Below are 21,701 nucleotides of genomic sequence, written 5' to 3'. Positions count from 1 at the left end.
CGCCCTGCCCGGCGGCGTTTCAATCGATCGGCGCACCTTAAACCATCAACGACCGCCGATGCGCATGGGCGGCACTTAATCCACATATTTCTCCGTCAGAACACCGCATGCATCCATCAGGATTTTTGTTCTTTCTTTGTTCTAGTTTATCCGTATGATCCTGTCAACAGAATCGAAAACCTTCAGTGTTGCGGACATTCAGCCTCGACTCGCCGTTCGGCATCACTAAATAAGGGCTGTTATCCCAAAGGACCAAGCTGAGACGATGAGCGAACTGAAGACGATCTCCATCCGCGGCGCGCGCGAGCATAATCTCAAAGGCATCGATCTCGATCTGCCGCGCAATAAGCTGATCGTCATGACCGGGCTTTCGGGCTCCGGCAAATCCTCGCTTGCCTTCGACACGATCTATGCCGAGGGCCAGCGGCGCTATGTCGAGAGCCTCTCGGCCTATGCCCGGCAGTTTCTCGAGATGATGCAGAAGCCCGACGTCGACCAGATCGACGGACTGTCGCCGGCGATCTCGATCGAGCAGAAAACCACCTCGCGCAACCCGCGCTCGACGGTCGGCACCGTGACCGAGATCTACGACTATATGCGGTTGCTCTTTGCCCGCGTCGGCGTGCCCTATTCACCGGCGACCGGCCTGCCGATCGAAAGCCAGACCGTCAGCCAGATGGTCGACCGCGTGCTCGATTTCGGCGAAGGCACCCGTCTTTATATTCTCGCGCCGCTCGTGCGCGGGCGCAAGGGCGAATACAAGAAGGAACTGGCGGAGCTGATGAAGAAGGGCTTCCAGCGCGTCAAGGTCGACGGCCAGTTCTACGAGATTGCCGAGGCGCCGGTGCTCGACAAGAAATACAAGCACGACATCGACGTGGTGGTCGACCGCATCGTCGTGCGCTCGGATGTCTCGGCCCGCCTAGCCGACAGCCTGGAAACCTGCCTGAAGCTCGCCGACGGGCTGGCGGTCGCCGAATTCGCCGACAAGCCGCTGCCGCTGGAAGAGACCTCGGCCGGCGGTTCGGCCAACAAGTCGCTCAACGAGACGCATGAGCGCGTGCTGTTTTCGGAAAAATTCGCCTGCCCGGTTTCCGGCTTCACCATTCCGGAGATCGAGCCGCGACTGTTCTCCTTCAACAATCCCTTCGGCGCCTGCCCGACCTGCGACGGCCTCGGCGCCCAGCAGAAGATCGATCGCGACCTGATCGTGCCCGAGCCGGAACGGACGCTGCGCGACGGGGCGATCGCGCCCTGGGCCAAGTCGACCTCGCCCTATTACAATCAGACGCTGGAAGCGCTGGGCAAACATTACGGCTTCAAGCTCGGCACCCGCTGGAACGATCTTTCCGACGAGGCCAAGGACGTCATTCTCAACGGCACCGACGACAAGATCGAATTCCATTATGCCGACGGCGCCCGCTCCTATACGACGCAGAAGAATTTCGAGGGCATCATCACCAATCTCGAGCGGCGCTGGAAGGAGACCGATTCCGCCTGGGCGCGTGAGGACATCGAGCGCTTCATGTCGGCAGCACCCTGCCCTTCCTGCAACGGCTTCCGCCTGAAGCCGGAAGCGCTCGCGGTGAAGATCGCCACGCTGCATATCGGCGAAGTGACTGCCATGTCGATCCGCGTCGCCCGCGACTGGTTCGAGACGCTGCCGGCCAGCTTCAACGCCAAGCAGAACGAGATTGCCGTGCGCATCCTCAAGGAAATCCGCGACCGGCTGCGTTTCCTCAACGATGTCGGCCTGGAATATCTCAGCCTGTCGCGCAATTCCGGCACGCTGTCGGGCGGCGAAAGCCAGCGCATCCGGCTGGCCTCGCAGATCGGCTCGGGGCTGACCGGCGTGCTCTATGTGCTCGACGAGCCTTCGATCGGCCTGCATCAGCGCGACAATGCCCGGCTGCTCGACACGCTGAAGCACCTGCGCGACATCGGCAACACCGTCATCGTCGTCGAACATGACGAGGATGCGATCATGACGGCCGACGACGTGGTCGATATCGGCCCGGCCGCCGGCATTCATGGCGGCGAGGTCATCGCCCACGGCACGCCGCAGGATATCATGGACAATCCGAAGTCGCTGACCGGAAAATATCTCTCGGGCGAACTCGGCGTTCCCGTTCCCAACGAGCGCCGCAGACAGAAGAAGGGCCGCGAGATCAAGGTGGTCGGCGCCCGCGGCAACAATCTGAAGAACGTCACGGCGGCAATCCCGCTCGGGGTGTTCACGGCGGTGACCGGCGTTTCCGGCGGCGGCAAATCCACCTTCCTGATCGAGACGCTGTATAAATCGGCAGCGCGCCGCGTCATGGGCGCGCGCGAAAACCCGGCCGATCACGACCGCATTGACGGCTTCGAGCATATCGACAAGGTGATCGACATCGACCAGTCGCCGATCGGCCGCACGCCGCGCTCGAACCCGGCGACCTATACCGGCGCGTTCACGCCGATCCGCGATTGGTTCGCCGGCCTGCCGGAGGCAAAAGCGCGCGGCTACCAGCCGGGGCGTTTCTCCTTCAACGTCAAGGGCGGGCGTTGCGAGGCCTGCCAGGGCGACGGCGTCATCAAGATCGAGATGCACTTCCTGCCCGATGTCTACGTCACCTGCGACGTCTGCCACGGCAAGCGCTACAATCGCGAGACACTCGATGTCACCTTCAAGCAGAAGTCGATCGCCGACGTGCTCGACATGACGGTGGAGGAAGGCGTCGACTTCTTCGCGGCGGTGCCGGCCGTGCGCGACAAGCTGCAGTCGCTGAAGGATGTCGGCCTCGGTTACATCAAGGTCGGCCAGCAGGCCAATACGCTGTCGGGCGGCGAGGCACAGCGCGTCAAGCTGGCCAAGGAGCTGTCGAAACGCTCGACGGGGCGCACGCTCTACATTCTCGACGAACCGACGACCGGCCTGCATTTCCACGACGTCGCCAAGCTGCTTGAAATGCTGCACGAACTGGTCAACCAGGGCAATTCCGTGGTGGTGATCGAGCACAATCTCGAAGTCATCAAGACGGCCGACTGGGTGCTCGATTTCGGTCCCGAAGGCGGTGATGGCGGCGGCGAGATTGTGGCTTTCGGCACGCCCGAGGCGATCGTCAAGGAGAAGCGCTCCTATACCGGGCACTTCCTCAAGGAATTGCTGGAACGGCGGCCGGCGAAGAGGGCGGCTGCGGCGGAATGACGATGCGGCCGGCGTCGCCCGAAGATCTGGAAAGGATCACGACGCTGACAGCAGCCGCCTATCGGCCCTATACCGAACTGTTCGGCGCTCCGCCGATCCTGATGACGGAGGATTACGCGCCTCGCATCGAACGCGGCGAGGTCTGGCTCCGCGAGGTCGGCGGCGAAACCGCGGGGCTGATGGTTGTCGAGCGGCATTCCGATCACCTCATGCTGTTCAGCATCGCGGTCTCGCCGGCCTTTCAGGGGGCCGGACATGGTCTGGCGATGCTCAGGTGGCTGGAGGGCAAGGCGCGCGAGTGGGCAAAGCCGGAAATCCGGCTCTACACCAATGCGCTGATGGAGCGGAACATCGCCCTTTATCGCGCCGTCGGATTTCACGAAACGGGTCGCCGGCCGAACCCATATCGGCCAGGATGGACGCTCGTCGACATGGCGAAACAGATCGATGCGGCCTGAACGGCTGCAAACAGGGAGGACGACATGACCAAATCCGGCACTATCCGCACCGGCATCGGCGGCTGGACCTTCGAGCCCTGGCGCGGGCATTTCTTTCCCGATGACCTGAAACAGAAGGACGAGCTGAATTATGCCAGCCGCCAGCTGAAGGTTATCGAGGTTAACGGTACCTATTACAGCACGCAGAAGCCGGCGGTTTTCGCCAAATGGGCGGCCGACGTACCCGACGGTTTCATCTTCTCGCTAAAGGCGACGCGTTTCGTCACCAACCGGCGGGTGCTTGCCGAAGCCGGTGAATCGATGGAACGCTTCCTGTCCTCGGGCATCAGCGAACTCGGCGATCATCTCGGGCCGCTGCTCTGGCAGTTCGCACCGACGAAGAAGTTCGATCCGGAAGATTTCGAGGCCTTCCTGAAGCAGCTGCCGGCAAAGCAGGACGGGCTGGCGCTCCGCCACGTGGTCGAGGTGCGGCACGATTCCTTCAAAGTGCCGGAATTCGTGGCGCTGCTGGCGAAATACGGCGTGGCGCCGGTCTGCGCCGAACATTTCGAATATCCGATGATCGCCGATGTCACGGCCGACTTCGTCTATGCCAGGCTGCAAAAGGGATCGGACGATATCCCGACCTGCTATCCTGATAAGGACCTGAAGGCCTGGGCAAGCCGACTGGAGACCTGGGCGGAGGGCAAGGTCCCGGACGATCTGCCGCTGATCGATGGGGATCGCAAGGTGAAGGCCGAGCCACGCGACGTCTTCGCCTTCATGATCCACGAGGGCAAGGTCAATGCGCCGCATGGGGCAATCGCCCTGCAGCAGGCGCTGGCAAAATAGGCCGGGCTGAGATTTGCGCTAAAGACATAAGCATCGGCGGCTCGAAGCTGAAGCATCGGCGGCTCGAAGCTGAAGCATCGAGCGGGTTAAAGCGGCGAGACGTGGGTCGCGAGCTCCTCCGCCGTCAGGCCCTTGCCGGCGCGTTGGCCGGCCTCTCCGTGCAGCCAGACGCCGGCGGCCGCGGCCTCGAAGGCCGGCAGGCCCTGGGCGAGCAATCCGCCGATGATGCCGGCGAGCACGTCGCCGGAACCGGCGGTGGCAAGCCAGACCGGCGCGTTGGTATTGATGAGCGCACGTCCGTCCGGCGCGGCAATGACGGTATCGGCGCCTTTGTAGACGATCGCGGCATTGGCGAGGCGGGCAGCGGCCACTGATTTATCAACCTTCCCGAGCCCATCGTCGCCGGCAATATCGGGAAAGAGCCGGGCGAACTCGCCCTCGTGCGGCGTCAGCACCAAGCGCGGCTCACCCCGGAAAAGATCAAACAGCTGCTGTGGGTCTTCCTTGAACGAGGAGATGCCGTCGGCGTCGAGCACGAGATGGCGCTCGGCAAGGGCCGAGACAAAGCCGCGCGCTCTGACGCCGATGCCGAAGCCGGGGCCTAGAACGAAGCTTTGCAACCGCTTGTCGGCGAGCCAATCGTCGAGGTCGGCCGCGTCGTCGATTGCGTGCAGCATGACGGCGGTGAGATGCGCAGCATTGGCGGCCATCGCCGCGCGCGGGGCTGCGATCGTCACCAGGCCAGCGCCGGCCTTCAGGCCGGAGATCGCCGACATGCGCGCGGCCCCCGTCTTGTCGGCCTCGCCTGAGAAGACGACCAGATGACCGCGCTTGTATTTGTGGGTTTCCAACTGCTCGGCCGGCAGCACACCCTTCCAGGCATCCGGCCTGTTCTCGGCGATGACGCCGCCCGCCGCAGCCCTGACGATGCGGGCGGGAATGCCGATATCGAAAACCTCCAACTCGCCGCAAAGCTCCCTGCCCGGCATCAGGAGATGGCCGGGTTTGCGCGTCATGAAGGTGATGGTGTTGCAGGCCCGGAAGGCGGCCCCCAACACCCTGCCGGTGCGGCCATCCAGTCCGGAGGGCAGATCGATGGCAAGCACGGGAAGACCTGCCTCGGCGACGCACTCTATGACCGTGCGGACATCGGCCGGCACTTCACGGCCGAGCCCTGCACCGAACAGGCCATCGATGACGACGTCGCCGGTTTCGGGATTATAGAGGTGGAGCTGTTCCCCCTGGATCGCGCATCCGGCTCTCGCGCGAGCCGCATCGCCCTTTAGCCTGGCGGGGTCGCTGAGATGGAAGAGCGCCACCGTCGCCCCGCTCTCCCGCAGATGTCTTGCCGCGACGTAGGCGTCGCCGCCATTGTTACCGGGCCCGCAAAGCACGACGAAGCGCAAAGCTCCGGGATGAAGGCGCAAGGCAGCCGCCGCGACCGCCGCCCCTGCCCTTTCCATCAAAGCGAAGGAATCGATGCCGGATGCGGCAGCGGCAGCGTCAACCGCGGCCATCTCGGCAGGCGTGAGAAGAAGATCGGACAGTTCATGGCTCATCGGCCTATTCAATCAAAAAACGCCTAAAAAACAACCGCCTGAAACACCAAAGAAAAGAGCCTATTTTGTGCAATTGCCTATATTTTCACCCCACTAAGACATAGTTGCGCGACTCCTTAAACTCATGTCTTTTTCGATTTTCGATATGATTTTGATCGAAGGACCGAGTTTTCCCGCTGGTTTGCCGCCAAACCGTCATCAAAATCCCCACAAATGCGGCGGTTTCGGCAAAATCCTCGTATTTTTTTAAGAAGATGGATTTCAAACTGGCACGATATCTGCATCATATCCGGCGAGCGGGAAAATTCCTGCCATAACGGGAGAAGCGGAGAGACATTTTCTCATGAAAAAGATCGAAGCGATCATTAAGCCTTTCAAGCTGGACGAAGTGAAGGAAGCCCTTCAGGAAGTCGGCCTGCAAGGTATCACGGTCACAGAAGCCAAGGGTTTCGGCCGTCAGAAGGGTCACACGGAACTTTACCGCGGAGCCGAATACGTCGTCGATTTTCTGCCGAAGGTAAAAGTCGAGGTCGTGCTGGCCGACGAGAACGCGGAGGCGGTCATCGACGCGATCCGCAAGGCGGCGCAGACCGGCCGCATCGGCGACGGAAAAATCTTCGTCTCCAACGTCGAAGAGGTCATCCGCATTCGTACCGGCGAGACCGGCATCGACGCCATCTGACCCACTTTGCCTGGCGCGCAAAGTTCGATACGGTCAGCGCAGCCATGTATTGTCATCGCAAATCGGAGGAAGGTATTTAATGGCGACCGCAAGCGAAATTCTGAAGCAGATCAAGGAGAACGACGTGAAGTTCGTCGATCTGCGCTTCACCGACCCGAAGGGCAAGCTACAGCATGTGACGATGGACGTTGTCTGCGTCGACGAGGACATGTTCGCTGACGGCGTGATGTTCGATGGCTCCTCGATCGGCGGCTGGAAGGCCATCAACGAGTCCGACATGGTGCTGATGCCCGATACCGAGACGGTGCATATGGACCCGTTCTTCGCACAGTCGACCATGGTCATCGTCTGCGATATTCTCGATCCGGTTTCCGGCGAGGCCTATAACCGCGATCCGCGCGGCACTGCCAAGAAGGCCGAAGCCTATCTCAAGGCATCCGGCATCGGCGACACGATCTTCGTCGGCCCGGAAGCGGAATTCTTCGTCTTCGACGACGTCAAGTACAAGGCCGATCCTTACAACACCGGCTTCAAGCTCGATTCGACCGAACTGCCGTCGAACGACGACACCGACTACGAAACCGGCAACCTCGGCCATCGCCCGCGCGTCAAGGGCGGCTATTTCCCGGTTCCGCCGGTCGACAGCGCCCAGGACATGCGTTCGGAAATGCTGACGGTTCTCTCCGAGATGGGCGTCGTCGTCGAAAAGCATCACCATGAAGTCGCCGCCGCCCAGCACGAACTCGGCATCAAGTTCGATACGCTGGTGCGCAACGCCGACAAGATGCAGATCTACAAATACGTCGTGCATCAGGTGGCGAATGCCTATGGCAAGACGGCAACCTTCATGCCGAAGCCGATCTTCGGCGACAACGGCTCGGGCATGCACGTGCACCAGTCGATCTGGAAGGGCGGCAAGCCGACCTTTGCAGGCGATGAATATGCCGGTCTTTCCGAGAGCTGCCTCTACTACATCGGCGGCATCATCAAGCATGCCAAGGCGATCAACGCCTTCACCAATCCGTCAACGAACTCCTACAAGCGTCTCGTCCCGGGCTACGAAGCACCGGTTCTGCTGGCATACTCCGCTCGCAACCGCTCGGCGTCCTGCCGCATTCCGTTCGGCACCAACCCGAAAGCAAAGCGCGTCGAAGTCCGTTTCCCGGATCCGACCGCCAACCCCTATCTCGCCTTTGCCGCCATGCTGATGGCCGGCCTCGACGGCATCAAGAACAAGATCCATCCCGGCAAGGCCATGGACAAGGATCTCTACGACCTGCCGCCGAAGGAATTGAAGAAGATCCCGACCGTCTGCGGCTCGTTGCGCGAAGCACTCGAAAGCCTCGACAAGGACCGCAAGTTCCTGACGGCCGGCGGCGTGTTCGACGACGACCAGATCGATGCCTTCATCGAGCTGAAGATGGCTGAGGTGATGCGTTTCGAAATGACGCCGCATCCTGTCGAATACGACATGTACTATTCGGCCTGATTGGCCTGAACACGGAAAGTCCCGGTTCGCCGGGGCTTTCACCTCCCAGGGTCATGGACGCCATCACAGCGCCGCGCGTCTTTTCAGACGCACAAAGACGCTGTAACACTTTGAAATGCTGCATAATTTCATCCTTAAATCGATGCCGATCTAAGGAATTATGCAGGAGGAGGATATGACGTTCATGTGACGAGCTTGCGCAAAAATCTTGATTTGCGCGGCACCAATCACCAAATTTGGTGATGAAAGGAAGTCGTACCATGAAAGAAAGAGTAGCAAAGTTCAGTATCGGCGAAGTGGTCCGGCACAAGGTTTTCCCGTTTCGCGGCGTCATCTTCGACGTTGATCCGGAGTTCGCGAATACGGAGGAATGGTGGAATTCCATTCCGGCCGAGGTGCGCCCAAGCAGGGACCAGCCCTTCTATCACCTGCTCGCGGAAAATGAAGAAAGCGAATATGTCGCTTATGTCTCCGAGCAGAATCTGATGAACGATGAAAGCGGCACGCCGCTTCGCAACCCGCAGATCTACCAGATTTTCGATCAGGCCCCGTCAGGGCAGTTCAAACCCAAGATGAGCTTCGCCCACTAAACTCGGTCTGACCGCAGCATCATTCAAGGCCTCGTTCCCGACGAGGCCTTTTCCTTGCGCACAAAAAACCCGGCTTGAAGCCGGGTTTCTATTCAGTATGGCGGCAGGATTACTGCGCCTTGGCTGCCTTCTGGGCGTCTTCCAGCTTCTTGCGGGCTTCTTCGGCCTTCTTCTGCATGCCTTCCTGCAAACTGCGCTGACTTGCGGCGAGCTTGTTTTCGGAAACCGGTTCGCCGTCATAAGCGCCGGTGAAACCTTCGAGCGAGATCTTGATCGGGTTCGGGGCGCGACGGAAGTTGATCGAGGTGAAGATCACGTCGCTGCCCTTCTTCAGGCTGGCGATCATCGCGTCGGTCAGCGGAACTTCGGCCGTGCACTTGTCCGGCAGGCAGACGGCGTAGTCGAGCTTCTGGCCCTTGCCGCCGTCGATCTGCATGATGACGCCCGGGGGGATCAGGCGTGCCGTGGGAACCGAGACCTGCAGGAGCTTGCGGTTGATCTTGCCGGAAACCGAGATCAGGCCGACGGCCGTGACGAGTTGGCCGCCATTGGCGAGAATCAGGTTCTGGACAACACAGATGTCGTTGTCTTCCTGCTTGCTGCAGGTCTTGTACCAGCCGAGCTTCGGCGCGCCGGCGGCCTGCGCCTGGCCATCGGCAGGAGCCGCGGCTTCCTGGGCGAAGGAGGAGACCGGAGCCGAAGCGGCGCCGAACATCACTGCCAGAACGGACAGCGCTGCCCGCATTTTCTTTTCAGACTTGAACATCATAACGAATTCCGTCTCCTGATATCCGTTCAGGACAGCGACTTGCCGCCCCAACCTCGGGTCGTTCGGCACTCACCTCTTAAAAAAATAAGGCAAATGCATGACCCCGAAACTTCGGGTTCACCTGTTACATCGCGGCGTTCAAGATATCCAGCATTTCTTTGGCAATTTGAGGAGCATTTCGTCGCGATGCCAAAGAAATCGGCGCTCCGTGTTGGAATCGCTCGACCCCATGATAATCTCCGCGGTGAATCATGCCCGTTTTCGTGGTCTCAAGGATTGCCGAATGCTCCGGATCGTCGTCCCCCTCGTCCTGTCGCTGCTGTGCGGCGCTGTCGCCGCCGAGCCGCTGCATGGCATCGCGATGCACGGCGAGCCGGCTTTGCCGGCGGATTACAAACACTTCCCTTACGTTAATCCTGATGTGAAAAAGGGCGGCAAGATCACCTACGGCGTCGTCGGCACCTTCGACAGCCTCAACCCGTTTATCCTGAAGAGCATGCGCACGACGGCGCGCGGAATGTGGGATCCGGAATATGGCAATCTCGTCTACGAATCGCTGATGCAGCGCTCCAGGGACGAGCCGTTCACGCTCTACGGCCTGCTGGCCGAGACGGTCGAATGGGACGACGACAGGAGCTTCATCCAGTTCAACCTCAATCCGAAGGCGAAATGGGCCGATGGCCAGCCGGTGACGCCTGAGGACGTGATGTTCACCTTCGAACTGATGCGCGACAAGGGCCGCGTGCCCTTCGCCAACCGCCTCAACGTCGTCGCCAAGATGGAGAAGGTCGGCGAACACAGCGTGCGCTTCACCTTCAACGACAAGGCCGACCGAGAGACGCCTTTGATCTTCGGCCTTTTCCCGGTTCTGCCGAAACATGCGATCGATCCGGAAACCTTCGACCGTTCGTCGCTGACGCCGCCGATCGGCTCCGGTCCCTACAAGGTGAAAACGGTGAAGCCCGGCGAGAGCATCACCTATGAGCGTGATCCGAATTACTGGGGCAAGGACATTCCCGCCAAGGTCGGCACCGACAATTACGACACGATCACCGTCCAGTATTTCCTGCAGGATACGACGCTATTCGAGGCCTTCAAGAAGGGCGATGTCGACGTCTATCCCGACGGCAATCCCGGCCATTGGACCAATGCCTATGATTTCCCCGCGGCCACCTCGGGCTCTGTCCTCAAGGACACGTTCACGCCGAAACTGCCGAGCGGCATGCTCGGCTTCGTGTTCAACACGCGCCGGTCGATCTTTGCCGATCTCAAGGTGCGGGAAGGCCTGTCGCTGGTGTTCGATTTCGAATGGGCGAACAAGAACCTTTATTCCGGCGCCTACAAGCGCACCCAGAGCTTCTGGCAGAATTCCGAGCTGTCGAGCTTCGGCGTACCCGTCAATGCCGCCGAGCTTGCCCTGCTCGGGCCGATCAAAAGCAAAATCGCGCCCGACATTCTCGACGGCACCTACAAGCTGCCGGTCACCGATGGCTCCGGCCGCGACCGCAATGTGCTGAAACAGGCTGTTGGATTGTTGAAAGAGGGCGGCTATGCGATCCAGGGCGGCAAGATGGTGGATGCCTCCGGCCGCCAGCTCGCCTTTGAAATCATGACGCAAAATGCCGACCAGGAGAAGCTCGCCGTCGCCTATCAGCGATCGCTGCAGACGATCGGCATTGCCGCTTCGATCCGCACCGTCGACGATTCGCAGTATCAGAGCCGGACGAACAGCTTCGACTACGACATGATCATGAAGTCCTACACTTCGTCGCTATCGCCTGGAAACGAACAGCTCGGCCGTTGGTCTTCCGCCGCCAAGACCCGCGAAGGCACCGACAGTTTCGCCGGTGTCGCCGATCCCGATATCGACACGCTGATCGACCATCTGCTCAGGGCGCGCTCCGCCGAGGATTTCACCGCGGCGGTGCGCTCCTATGACCGGCTGCTGCTTTCCGGCCATTACGTGCTGCCGCTCTACCATATAGACCAGCAATGGCTGGCACGCAGCAAGCGCATCGGCCATCCCGAGAGCGTGCCGCTCAATGGCTATCAGCTGCCGGTATGGTGGGATACGAGCGTGCAGTAAGAAGAGCCGAATCGGGCCGGCTGAATGTCTCCGTTCTGAGACGCAGAGAATAAGGAAAATCATCATGGAGCGTATCGCCATCGACGTCGTCTCGGATGTCGTCTGCCCCTGGTGCTATCTCGGCAAGGCGCGGCTGGAGCTTGCCATTGCCGAGGTGCAGGACCAAATCGGCGTCGACATCAACTGGCGGCCGTACCGGCTCAATCCCGAGTACCCCAAGGAGGGAGTCGACCAGAAGAAGGCGCTGGCGGAGAAACTTGGCGGCGAGGAACGCGTGGCGCAGGCCCACAAGATGCTCACCGATTTGGGCCGCGAGGTCGGCATCGCCTTCGATTTCGAGGCGATCAGGATCGGCCCGAATACGCTCGATGCACATCGGCTGATCCACTGGGCGATGATCGAAGGCCGCGAGAAGCAGGACAAAGTGGTTGCCGCCCTGTTCACGGCGAATTTCGAGGAAGGCCGCAATGTCGGCGACCATGCGGTGCTGCTCGATATCGCCGAGAAGGCCGGCCTCGACCGCCCGGCCACCGCCTCGCTGCTCGCCTCCGATGCCGATCGCGATCTGATCGTTGCCGAGATCACGGCGGCCCAGGAGATGGGCGTCAACGGCGTGCCGTTCTTCATCTTCGACCAGCAATATGCCGTCAGCGGCGCCCAGACGCCCGACGTGCTAGTAAACGCGTTGCGCGATATCGCCAAAGCGAAGGCCGAGGCGCGATCCGGGCTCAACTAGCAGACGGCAAAGGGCCGGCAACGATTTCAGCGTCAGCCCAGAACTGGAACGCAGCGCACCTCGGTCTTCACCGAATTGGCGATGAAGCAGTCGTCATGGGCGCGATGGTGCAGGCTTTCGAGCTCACTCAGGGAAGGCTGTTTGTCGCCCCTGAAGACGACATGCGGACGGAGCGTCACGACGGTCATGGCGAGGCGGCCTTCGGCGTTCTTCTCCATGATGCCCTCGGCGGCATCGGTGTAGCTGTCGACGCAGAACCGCTGTTTGGCGGCAATCGACAGGAACCAGAGCATGTGGCAGCTGGAGAGCGAGGCGACGAAAGCCTCTTCCGGATCGACGGCGTCTTCGACCGAATAGGGCAGCGGAACGACATGCGCCGAGGAGGACGCCCTGACCTCGATGCCGCCGTCGAAGCTCCAGCGGTGGGCACGGCTGTAGCGGTTGTCGGTGAATGTCTCGCCGTTCCGGTCCCAAGCGATCCTTGCGCCGTATGTCGCCATCCTCAAGTCCTTCCGTTTATTTCGCCATCTCGGCCAGTTGCGTCATGATAACGGCAGCGCCCTGCAGGCGCTTTTCCGGCGTCGGCAGGTCGCGGGTCAGGAAAACGCTGTGGTCGGGGCGGATTTTCGCCATCGCGCCCTGCTTGCCGATGTAGCCGACGAGGTTTGCCGGGTTGGGGAATTCCTTGTTGCGGAACTGCACGACGACGCCCTTCGGGCCGGCATCGAGCTTTTCGACATTGGCGGTGCGGCAGAGCGACTTGATGTAGACGATCTTCAGGAGATGCTGGACCTCGATCGGCATCGGCCCGAAACGGTCAATCATCTCGGCGCCGAAGCCGTCGATCTCCTTGAGTTCGGTGATTTCGCCGAGACGGCGGTAGAGCGCCATGCGCAGATGCAGGTCGGGCACGTAGCCCTCCGGGATCATCACCGTCGTGCCGACCGATATTTGCGGCGACCAGCCGGTGTCGTGGATCTCGTCGATACCCTTGACCTCGGCGACCGCCTCTTCCAGCATCTGCTGATAGAGCTCGAAGCCGACCTCCTTGATGTGGCCGGACTGCTCTTCGCCGAGCAGGTTGCCGGCGCCGCGGATATCGAGATCGTGGCTGGCCAGCTGGAAGCCCGCGCCGAGCGTATCCAGCGACTGCAGCACCTTGAGCCGGCGTTCGGCGGTGGCCGTCAGCACCTTATTCACAGGCAGGGTGAAGAGCGCGAAGGCGCGCACCTTCGAGCGGCCGACGCGGCCGCGCAGCTGATAGAGCTGGGCAAGGCCGAACATGTCGGCGCGGTGGACGATTAGCGTGTTGGCTGTGGGCACATCGAGGCCGGATTCGACGATGGTGGTCGACAGCAGCACATCGTAACGGCCCTCATAAAAGGCATTCATGATGTCTTCGAGTTCGCCGGCCGGCATCTGGCCATGGGCGACGGCGACCTTCAGCTCCGGCAAATCCGACTGCAGGAAGGCATGTATGTCCTCGAGGTCGGCAAGCCTAGGGCAGACATAGAAGCTCTGGCCGCCGCGATAATGCTCGCGCATCAGCGTCTCGCGGATGATCAGACTGTCGAAGGGCGAGATGAAGGTGCGCACCGCCATGCGGTCGACCGGCGGCGTGGTGATCAGCGACAGTTCGCGCACGCCGGTCATCGCAAGCTGCAGCGTGCGCGGGATCGGCGTCGCCGACAGCGTCAGCACATGCACGTCGCTCTTCAGCTCCTTCAGCCGTTCCTTGTGCTTGACGCCGAAATGCTGCTCCTCATCGATGACGAGCAGGCCGAGATTGGCGAATTTGATGCCGGCGCCAAGCAGCGCATGGGTGCCGACGACGATATCGGTCTTGCCTTCGGCCACTTCCTTCTTGGTCAGCGCCAGCTCCTTGGCCCCGACCAGGCGCGAGGCCTGCTGGATGCGCACCGGCAGGCCGCGGAACCGCTCGGAAAAGGTCTTGAAATGCTGGCGGGAGAGCAATGTCGTCGGCACGACGATGGCGACTTGGGCGCCGTTCATCGCCGCGACGAAGGCGGCACGCAGCGCCACTTCGGTCTTGCCGAAGCCGACGTCGCCGCAGACGAGACGGTCCATCGGCCGGCCGGCGCCGAGATCGGAGCGCACGGCCTCGATGGCGGCATCCTGGTCCTCGGTCTCGTCATAGGGGAAGCGGGCGGCGAATTCGTCGTAGAGACCTTCCGGCGTCGTCAGCATCGGCGCATGGCGCGTCAGGCGCTCGGCGGCGATGCGGATCAGCGCATCGGCCATGTCGAGCAGGCGCTTCTTCAGCTTGGCCTTGCGCATCTGCCAGGCGCCGCCGCCGAGCTTGTCGAGCTGGGCCTCGGTGCCCTCGCCGCCGTAGCGCGAGAGAAGATCGATGTTTTCGACCGGCAGGAAAAGCTTGGCCTCGTCGGCATATTGCAGTTCGAGGCAGGCATGCGGGGCGCCTGCGGCCTCGATGGTCCTCAGCCCGATGAAGCGGCCGATGCCATGTTCGGCGTGAACGACGATCGAGCCTTCGTCGAGGCCCGCGACCTCCGAGATGAAATCGGCGGCGCGCTTGCGGCGCTTGGAGCGGCGCACCATGCGGTCGCCGAGGATATCCTGCTCGCCGATGACGACGAGGTCGCCGGCCTCGAAGCCGGCTTCGAGACTGAGTACGGCGGCGGCCGCCTCGCCTCTCGCCAACGAGCCGAGATCCTTCAGCGCCTCGACCGGCTTGACCTTTTCCAGGCCGTGTTCGTTCAGCACCTGCAGCAGGCGCTCCAGCGAACCTTCGGTCCAGGCGGTGACGAGCACTTTCGCGCCGCCGGCGCGGCGGTCGGCGATATGTTTGACGACGACGTCGAAGATGTTGATGCGTTCTGCATCGCCGCCGCCTTCGGCATTCGCGCGAGCCCAGCGCTGGCCCTGGCGGGCGTCGATATTGACGACGCGGCGCGCCTCGCCCTCATGCTCGTTGAAGGGGCTGATGCGGATCGCCCCGAGCGCGTCGAGGGTCTTTGCGAAAAGCTTGCTGTCGAGATAGAGCTGGCCCGGCGTCACCGGCTTGTAGGGCGTGCCCTGCGCCATCTGGCCCTTGGCCGGCTGGCCGGAATTCAGCCGGGCGTCGTAATAATCGAAGACCAGCTTGGAGCGCTCCTCGGCTGCCTCACGCACCGTATGGTCGGTGACAACACGGAAGCCGCTGAGATAATCGAAGACGGTATCGAGCTTCTCGTAGAAGAGCGGCAGCCAATGCTCCATGCCCGGATAACGCCGACCCTCGGAGACGGCGAGATAGAGCGCGTCGTCGCGCGTGGTGGCGCCGAAAGCCGAGAGGTAATTCTTGCGGAAGCGGCTGATCGTATCCGGGGTCAGTGTCACCTCGCTCATCGGGTTGAGATCGAGGGAGCGCACCTGGCCCGTCGTGCGCTGGCTTCCCGGATCGAAGCAGCGGATCGATTCCAGCGTGTCGCCGAAGAAATCGAGGCGGACCGGCTCTTCCGAACCCGGCACGAAGACGTCGAGAATGCCGCCGCGCACGGCATATTCGCCGACCTCGCGCACGGTTGCGACACGCTCGAAGCCGTTGCGCTCCAGGCGGCCGGCAAGATCGTCCATGCGCAGCTGGTTGCCGGGACGGGCTGAAAAAGTCAGGCTTTCGATGACATCCTGCGGCGCCACCTTCTGCAGCATGGCATTGGCGGTGACGAGGACGATGGCGGCATGCGGCTTCTTGCGGTGGGCGATGAGGCCGCCGAGTGCTGCAAGCCGGCGGGCCGAGGTATCGGCACTCGGCGAAACGCGGTCATAAGGCAGGCAGTCCCAGGCCGGCAGGGTGAGAACAGGAATGTCGGGGGCGACAAAGCCCAGCATCTGCTCGAGATCGGCCATGCGGTGGCCGTCGGACATGACATAAGCGACCGGCTCTCCCGCTCGGGCGAGTTCGGCCAGCAGCAGCGGTTCCAGACCTGACGGCACATTGCCGATCGTCAGCGGCTCGGCAATGGCCGCAAGCTTCTTCGCATCGAAACCAGGGATCATTCCGGCGTCCTGAGGGGCTTGTCGAAATCGGGTGTGTAGGCGGCAAGGCGGGTAAACATCGGTGTCTGGAAACGCTCGGGCACCGGCCATGTTCCCATGATCCAGCGAACAAGGTCATTGTCCTCTTCCGCCATGATCGTCTCGAACTCGTCAAGCTCGGCTTCCGAAAGCGTCGCGATCTCGGCTTCGGCGAACTGGCCGAAGACCAGGTCCATCTCGCGGATGCCGCGGTGCCAGCAGCGGAAAAGGATCCGGCGGCGGCGCGGGTCGAGACCGGCACTGGTGAGCGTGACACCTGTCATGGCATTACCTTCCTGTTGATGCGCCTCTATAGACCCTGGAAAGCGGCTTGTCAGCCTTGCCAAGGCCGCATTGTTCATCGCATTTTGGCCGCATGCGCCCCGCCATTCTCGATCCTCTGTTTTCCCCAATTTCGGGCCTTCCGGGCGTCGGCCCGAAGATCGCCGACCTGCTGGTCAAGCTGCTCGGCCGCGAGACGCCGGAGGATTGCCGGGTCATCGATCTGATCTTCCACGCGCCGTTTTCGCTGATCGATCGGCGCAACCAGCCGGGCATCGCCCGCGCGCCGCAGGGCGCGATCGTGACGATCACGGCGCGTGTCGACCGGCACCAGGTGCCGCCGCGCGGCAAAAGCAATATTCCCTATCGCGTCTTCCTGCATGACGAGACCGGCGAGCTGACGCTGGTCTTCTTCCGCGGCCAGGCCGCCTGGCTGGAAAAACAACTGCCGATCGATGCGGAAGTGACGGTCAGCGGCAAGGTCGATTGGTTCAACGGCCGCGCCTCGATGGTGCATCCCGACTATATCGTCAGGGCCGATGAGGCGGAAAACCTGCCACTGGTCGAGCCGATCTATCCGCTGACGGCGGGGCTTTCGCCGAAGACGCTGCGCAAGATCATCGACGCCGCCCTGCCGCGTTTTCCCGAGTTGCCGGAATGGGTCGACCTCGCCTTGACGCAGAGAGAGGGCCTGCCGTCGATCCGCGACAGCTTCCATATGCTGCACGAGCCGCACGATCCTGCCGATATCGACCCGCAGGCTCCTGCCCGGCGGCGGCTTGCCTATGACGAATTCCTCGCCGGCCAGCTGTCGCTGAGCCTGGTGCGACAGAGGCTGCGCAAGGTGGCGGGCCAGCCGGTGCATGCGACGGGAGACATCAGCGGTGAGATTCTGAAGTCCCTGCCCTTCTCGCTCACATCAAGCCAGAACGAGGCGATCGCCGGTGTTTTGAAGGACATGGCCAGAGCCGAGCGCATGCTGCGGCTGCTGCAAGGCGATGTCGGCTCCGGCAAGACGCTGGTGGCGCTGATGGCAATGGCGGCGGTGATCGAAAGCGGCGGCCAGGCCGTGCTGATGGCGCCGACCGAAATCCTGGCGCGGCAGCACCATGCGACGATCTCGAAATTCGCCGCCTCCGCCGGACTTGGCATCGAGATCCTGACCGGCCGCACCAAGGGGCGGGAGCGGGAGGAAATCCTCGAGCGCATCGCCTCGGGCGCAGCACAGATCATCATTGGGACGCATGCGCTGTTCCAGGACAGCGTCGCCTACGCCAAGCTGATGCTGGCCGTGGTCGATGAGCAGCACCGTTTCGGCGTGCATCAGCGCCTGAGGCTGACCGCCAAGGGCATCTCGCCGCACATGCTGGTGATGACGGCGACGCCGATCCCGCGCACGCTGGTGCTTGCCGCCTTCGGTGATATGGACGTTTCCAAACTCACCGAGAAACCGGCCGGCCGCAAACCGATCCAGACGATCACCGTGCCAATGGAGCGGACCGGCGAAATCGTCGGGCGGCTGCAGGGCGCGATCGCCGAGGGCAAGAAGGCCTACTGGATCTGCCCGCTGGTCGAGGAATCCGAAGAGCTCGACCTGATGTCGGCCGAGGAGCGGCACGCGACACTGGTCGCCGCGCTCGGTCCCAATGTCGGCCCGGGTATCGGACTCATCCATGGCCGGATGAACGGCCCGGAGAAGGACGCGGCGATGCTGGCGTTCAAGAACGGCGAAACGCGGCTGCTCGTCGCCACCACCGTCGTCGAGGTCGGTGTCGATGTGCCGGATGCGACGATCATGGTGATCGAACATGCCGAACGCTTCGGCTTGGCGCAATTGCATCAGCTGCGCGGCCGCGTCGGGCGTGGTGACCAGGCCTCGACCTGCATCCTGCTCTACAAGGGACCGCTCGGCGAGACCGGCCATGCGAGGCTGTCGATCATGCGGGAGACGGAGGACGGTTTTCGCATCGCCGAAGAGGACCTGAAGCTGCGCGGCGAAGGCGAATTGCTCGGCACCCGCCAGTCCGGCACGCCGGGCTTCCGCATCGCCAGCCTCGAGGCGCATGCCGACCTCTTGGAAATCGCCCGCAAGGATGCGGCCTATCTCATTGAGCGCGATCCGGAGCTGACCAGTGACAGAGGAACGGCGATCCGCACCCTGCTCTATCTCTTCCGCCGCGATGAGGCGATCCGGTTTCTGAGAGCGGGATAAAGCGCGCCGCGACGCGCTTTAAATCTTTGTTACATGCATGTCGTTATCCCAAAACCGCTGACACTTTTGGGCGACATGCTTCAATCCGCCTTTGAAACCGCCACCGGCTTCGGCCGCGGCAAATGTTTCTGCTTCGGCTCGGGCGGCTTGTGTCCGGGGGCAACGAGACCGCCGGAAATCAGGAATTTGGCGGCGTCTTCCGGGCTCATGTCGAGCAGGACGATCTTTTCGCGCGGCACGAAGACGAGGAAACCTGCCGTCGGCACCGGGGTCGGCGGCAGGAAGACGGCCACCATATCCTGGCCCATGGCGTTGAACTTCGACGCGATCTCGCCCTTGGCGTCGGTGGCGATGAAGACCAGCGCCCAGAGGCCGGGGCCTGGATATTCGATGAGGCCGACCTTCTTGAAGGAATTCGCCTGTTCCTTCAGCACCGTTTCGAAAATCTGTTTCACGCTTCTATAGATCGTGCGGACCAGCGGCATGCGCTGGACGATCGATTCGCCGAAACGGACGATGCTCTGGCCGATCAGGTTCTTGCCGAGAAAACCGACGACGGTGATCAACACGATGGCGGTCAACAGGCCGAAACCGGGAATGGCGAAATTGAGATAGCTTTCCGGATTCCAGCGCGCCGGAATATAGGGCCTGACCCAGCTGTCAGACCAGTGGATGAAGGTCCAGGTCAGCCAGATGGTAATGGCGATCGGCGCGCAGATGATCAGGCCTGCGAGAAAATTGTTCCTCAACCGGCTCGCCACCGGCATTCTGGGGGTGTTGTCGGTCATCTCTACTGATGAACTCCATCTCAGTCCTGGACAGGCCGGAACGCCGGCCCTTCCCCCTTGTCCGCAGACCAAAATTGCCAGAATTCGAGGCGTCGCACAATATGTTTCGGCGCGAAGATCGGGTTGTCGCGGGCTTATTCCACGGTTACGGATTTCGCCAGATTACGCGGCTGGTCGACATCGGTGCCCATGAAGACGGCGGTGTGGTAGGCGAGCAGCTGGATCGGCAGCGAGAAGATCATCGGCGCGATGATTTCGTCGACCACAGGCAGGGTGATTGTCGCCATGGTCGGCAGTTTCGAGGCCGCCGCACCGGCTTCGTCGGTGATGAAGATGATGCGGCCGCCGCGGGCTGCGACCTCCTGCATGTTCGAGACGGTCTTTTCGAAGAAGCGGTCGTAGGGGGCGATGACGATGACGGGCATGTTCTCGTCAATCAGCGCGATCGGTCCGTGCTTCAATTCGCCGGCGGCATACCCCTCGGCGTGGATATAGGAGATTTCCTTGAGCTTCAGCGCACCTTCCATAGCAAGCGGGAAGCTGGTGCCGCGGCCGAGATAGAGCACGTCCTTGCACTTCGACAGCTCCCGCGCCAGGCTTTCCATCTGCGGCTGGATGAGGTTCAGCACGCGACTCATGATGCGCGGCATTTCGGCGAGATGGCGCACCAGCGTCTTCTCCTCATCGGCACTCACAGTGCCGCGCGCCTTGCCGGCGCCGATCGCCAGCGATGCCAGCACGGCAAGCTGGCAGGTGAAGGCCTTGGTCGAGGCGACGCCGATTTCGGGGCCGGCCATGATCGGGAAGACGGCATCGGATTCGCGGGCGATCGTCGATTCGCGGACATTGACGACGGCGCCGATCTTCAGGCCGTTGTCGCGGCAATAGCGCAGCGATGCCAGCGTATCGGCGGTTTCGCCGGACTGCGAGATGAAGAGAGCGGCCTGCGATGGCGACAGCGGCATTTCGCGGTAGCGGAATTCGGAGGCGACGTCGATCTCGACCGGCAGACGGGCATAACGCTCGAACCAGTATTTGCCGACGAGGCCGGCGAGATAGGCGGTGCCGCAGGCCGAGATCGCCAGGCCGGTCGCCGCCTTGAAGTCGATCGCGGCGGCGTTGGCGCCGATGGTGTTCTCGGCGAAATCAACGTAATGGCTGAGCGCGTGGGAGATCACCTCCGGCTGCTCGTAGATTTCCTTTTCCATGAAATGGCGATGGTTGCCCTTGTCGACGACATAGGCGGTCGCCTGCGAGATCTGCCGGGCGCGCTTGACCGGCTTGCCGGCAAAATCGATGACGGCGACACCGTCGCGGGTGAGGACGGCACAATCGCCGTCGACGAGATAGGTGATCTCGTTGGTGAAGGGCGACAGTGCGATCGCATCCGACCCGAGGAACATCTCGCCGCGGCCATAACCGACGGCAAGCGGGGGCCCCGAACGGGCGGCCATGATCGTGCCGGGATCGGCCTTGAGCATGACGGCAAGCGCATAGGCGCCGGTCAGCCGGTTCAGCATCTGCAACATTGCGGCGCGCGGCTCCAGGCCTTCGCGCAGGTATTTCGCCATCAGCTGAGCGACGACCTCGGTATCGGTCTGGGTTTCGAAGACCGAACCCTCCGCCGTCAACTCGTCGCGCAACTCGGAGAAGTTCTCGATGATGCCGTTGTGGACGACGGCGACACCTTCGACGAAATGCGGATGGGCATTGGTCTCGTTCGGAACGCCGTGGGTCGCCCAGCGCGTATGGGCGATACCGACCACACCGGGCAGCGGTTCGGCGTCCAGGCGCTTTTCCAGATTGAACAGCTTGCCTTCGGCGCGGCGGCGATCCATCACGCCCTCATGGATGGTGGCGACGCCGGCGGAATCATAACCGCGATATTCGAGACGCTTCAGCGCATCGACCAGGCGCCCGGCAACAGGCGCAGTTCCGACGATCCCGACAATGCCGCACATAAAACATCCCCATAAGGCTTCGACAACGAGGCC

General features: G+C 62.1%; 16 protein-coding genes. 9 read left to right on the top strand and 7 right to left on the bottom strand.

Annotated elements, in window-relative coordinates; genetic code table 11:
* The first annotated feature begins 265 nt into the window (after positions 1 to 265).
* The 3 genes from uvrA to HJB89_RS25695 are packed head-to-tail and all read left to right on the top strand — an operon-like array spanning position 266 to position 4,476.
* Positions 266 to 3,187: an excinuclease ABC subunit UvrA gene (gene uvrA / locus HJB89_RS25705; protein WP_207584228.1), complete on the top strand. Its 2,922-nt coding sequence runs from the start codon at positions 266 to 268 to the stop codon at positions 3,185 to 3,187.
* Complete coding sequence (locus HJB89_RS25700) at positions 3,184 to 3,645, top strand: GNAT family N-acetyltransferase (protein ID WP_221150721.1); 462 nt, start codon at positions 3,184 to 3,186, stop codon at positions 3,643 to 3,645. The genes uvrA and HJB89_RS25700 overlap by 4 nt, the downstream gene beginning before the upstream one ends.
* Before the next feature lie 24 nt (positions 3,646 to 3,669).
* A complete protein-coding gene (locus HJB89_RS25695) occupies positions 3,670 to 4,476 on the top strand; it encodes a DUF72 domain-containing protein (protein ID WP_221132607.1) in 807 nt (268 codons plus the stop codon).
* An 86-nt stretch (positions 4,477 to 4,562) separates the two neighbouring features.
* Here HJB89_RS25695 and HJB89_RS25690 read toward each other — a convergent pair whose 3' ends face one another.
* Positions 4,563 to 6,035, bottom strand: coding sequence for an NAD(P)H-hydrate dehydratase (locus tag HJB89_RS25690; protein WP_221115969.1), 1,473 nt, complete (start codon positions 6,033 to 6,035; stop codon positions 4,563 to 4,565).
* A 343-nt stretch (positions 6,036 to 6,378) separates the two neighbouring features.
* On the opposite strand from HJB89_RS25690, the gene HJB89_RS25685 reads away from it, so the two are divergent.
* From HJB89_RS25685 to hspQ, 3 genes are all read left to right on the top strand, one after another.
* Positions 6,379 to 6,717 (top strand): P-II family nitrogen regulator, encoded by a 339-nt coding sequence (locus tag HJB89_RS25685; protein ID WP_003539626.1) that lies wholly within the window; start codon positions 6,379 to 6,381, stop codon positions 6,715 to 6,717.
* 79 nt (positions 6,718 to 6,796) lie between these two features.
* On the top strand, positions 6,797 to 8,206 hold the full coding sequence (gene glnA, locus HJB89_RS25680; RefSeq protein WP_003559365.1) for a type I glutamate--ammonia ligase: 1,410 nt from the start codon (positions 6,797 to 6,799) through the stop codon (positions 8,204 to 8,206).
* A gap of 260 nt (positions 8,207 to 8,466) precedes the next feature.
* Entirely contained in the window at positions 8,467 to 8,796 is a 330-nt protein-coding gene (gene hspQ / locus HJB89_RS25675; RefSeq protein ID WP_207584224.1) for a heat shock protein HspQ, read from the top strand.
* Between the two features lie 109 nt (positions 8,797 to 8,905).
* Here the strand turns inward: hspQ and HJB89_RS25670 are convergent, their stop codons facing one another.
* Entirely contained in the window at positions 8,906 to 9,565 is a 660-nt protein-coding gene (locus tag HJB89_RS25670) for an invasion associated locus B family protein (RefSeq protein WP_207584223.1), read from the bottom strand.
* Between the two features lie 283 nt (positions 9,566 to 9,848).
* Between HJB89_RS25670 and HJB89_RS25665 the strand changes: the two genes are divergently transcribed.
* A complete protein-coding gene (locus HJB89_RS25665) occupies positions 9,849 to 11,651 on the top strand; it encodes an extracellular solute-binding protein (protein ID WP_207584222.1) in 1,803 nt (600 codons plus the stop codon).
* A 64-nt stretch (positions 11,652 to 11,715) separates the two neighbouring features.
* The gene (locus HJB89_RS25660) at positions 11,716 to 12,387 is read left to right on the top strand and encodes a DsbA family oxidoreductase (RefSeq protein WP_207584221.1); all 672 of its coding nucleotides are present in this window, start codon (positions 11,716 to 11,718) and stop codon (positions 12,385 to 12,387) included.
* A 32-nt stretch (positions 12,388 to 12,419) separates the two neighbouring features.
* Here the strand turns inward: HJB89_RS25660 and HJB89_RS25655 are convergent, their stop codons facing one another.
* Genes HJB89_RS25655 through HJB89_RS25645 form a run of 3 tightly spaced genes read right to left on the bottom strand, consistent with a single transcriptional unit; the run spans position 12,420 to position 16,709 of the window.
* Positions 12,420 to 12,887, bottom strand: coding sequence for an OsmC family protein (locus tag HJB89_RS25655; RefSeq protein WP_207584220.1), 468 nt, complete (start codon positions 12,885 to 12,887; stop codon positions 12,420 to 12,422).
* Between the two features lie 16 nt (positions 12,888 to 12,903).
* Positions 12,904 to 16,407 carry a transcription-repair coupling factor gene (gene mfd / locus HJB89_RS25650; RefSeq protein WP_207584219.1) on the bottom strand — a complete coding sequence of 1,168 codons (3,504 nt, stop codon included), beginning with the start codon at positions 16,405 to 16,407 and terminating at the stop codon, positions 12,904 to 12,906.
* Entirely contained in the window at positions 16,404 to 16,709 is a 306-nt protein-coding gene (locus HJB89_RS25645; protein ID WP_207584218.1) for a succinate dehydrogenase assembly factor 2, read from the bottom strand. Before HJB89_RS25645 ends, mfd begins: the two co-directional genes overlap by 4 nt.
* Before the next feature lie 92 nt (positions 16,710 to 16,801).
* Between HJB89_RS25645 and recG the strand changes: the two genes are divergently transcribed.
* Positions 16,802 to 18,919: an ATP-dependent DNA helicase RecG gene (gene recG / locus HJB89_RS25640; protein WP_221150720.1), complete on the top strand. Its 2,118-nt coding sequence runs from the start codon at positions 16,802 to 16,804 to the stop codon at positions 18,917 to 18,919.
* Between the two features lie 80 nt (positions 18,920 to 18,999).
* On the opposite strand, the gene HJB89_RS25635 is transcribed toward recG, so the two are convergent.
* Entirely contained in the window at positions 19,000 to 19,707 is a 708-nt protein-coding gene (locus HJB89_RS25635; protein ID WP_221150719.1) for a DUF502 domain-containing protein, read from the bottom strand.
* 134 nt (positions 19,708 to 19,841) lie between these two features.
* Positions 19,842 to 21,668, bottom strand: coding sequence for a glutamine--fructose-6-phosphate transaminase (isomerizing) (gene glmS / locus HJB89_RS25630; RefSeq protein ID WP_207584215.1), 1,827 nt, complete (start codon positions 21,666 to 21,668; stop codon positions 19,842 to 19,844).
* Between the last annotated feature and the right edge of the window lie 33 nt (positions 21,669 to 21,701).

This window comes from Rhizobium sp. NZLR8 (assembly GCF_019685025.1).
Taxonomy (GTDB): Bacteria; Pseudomonadota; Alphaproteobacteria; order Rhizobiales; family Rhizobiaceae; genus Rhizobium.
This window is presented reverse-complemented; position numbering and strand designations above follow the sequence as displayed.

Coding starts and splice junctions, on each gene's coding strand:
- uvrA (WP_207584228.1), top strand. CDS start 266: ATGAGCGAACTGAAGACGATCTCCATCCGCGGCGCGCGCGAGCATAAT.
- HJB89_RS25700 (WP_221150721.1), top strand. CDS start 3,184: ATGACGATGCGGCCGGCGTCGCCCGAAGATCTGGAAAGGATCACGACG.
- HJB89_RS25695 (WP_221132607.1), top strand. CDS start 3,670: ATGACCAAATCCGGCACTATCCGCACCGGCATCGGCGGCTGGACCTTC.
- HJB89_RS25690 (WP_221115969.1), bottom strand. CDS start 6,035: ATGAGCCATGAACTGTCCGATCTTCTTCTCACGCCTGCCGAGATGGCC.
- HJB89_RS25685 (WP_003539626.1), top strand. CDS start 6,379: ATGAAAAAGATCGAAGCGATCATTAAGCCTTTCAAGCTGGACGAAGTG.
- glnA (WP_003559365.1), top strand. CDS start 6,797: ATGGCGACCGCAAGCGAAATTCTGAAGCAGATCAAGGAGAACGACGTG.
- hspQ (WP_207584224.1), top strand. CDS start 8,467: ATGAAAGAAAGAGTAGCAAAGTTCAGTATCGGCGAAGTGGTCCGGCAC.
- HJB89_RS25670 (WP_207584223.1), bottom strand. CDS start 9,565: ATGATGTTCAAGTCTGAAAAGAAAATGCGGGCAGCGCTGTCCGTTCTG.
- HJB89_RS25665 (WP_207584222.1), top strand. CDS start 9,849: ATGCTCCGGATCGTCGTCCCCCTCGTCCTGTCGCTGCTGTGCGGCGCT.
- HJB89_RS25660 (WP_207584221.1), top strand. CDS start 11,716: ATGGAGCGTATCGCCATCGACGTCGTCTCGGATGTCGTCTGCCCCTGG.
- HJB89_RS25655 (WP_207584220.1), bottom strand. CDS start 12,887: ATGGCGACATACGGCGCAAGGATCGCTTGGGACCGGAACGGCGAGACA.
- mfd (WP_207584219.1), bottom strand. CDS start 16,407: ATGATCCCTGGTTTCGATGCGAAGAAGCTTGCGGCCATTGCCGAGCCG.
- HJB89_RS25645 (WP_207584218.1), bottom strand. CDS start 16,709: ATGACAGGTGTCACGCTCACCAGTGCCGGTCTCGACCCGCGCCGCCGC.
- recG (WP_221150720.1), top strand. CDS start 16,802: ATGCGCCCCGCCATTCTCGATCCTCTGTTTTCCCCAATTTCGGGCCTT.
- HJB89_RS25635 (WP_221150719.1), bottom strand. CDS start 19,707: ATGACCGACAACACCCCCAGAATGCCGGTGGCGAGCCGGTTGAGGAAC.
- glmS (WP_207584215.1), bottom strand. CDS start 21,668: ATGTGCGGCATTGTCGGGATCGTCGGAACTGCGCCTGTTGCCGGGCGC.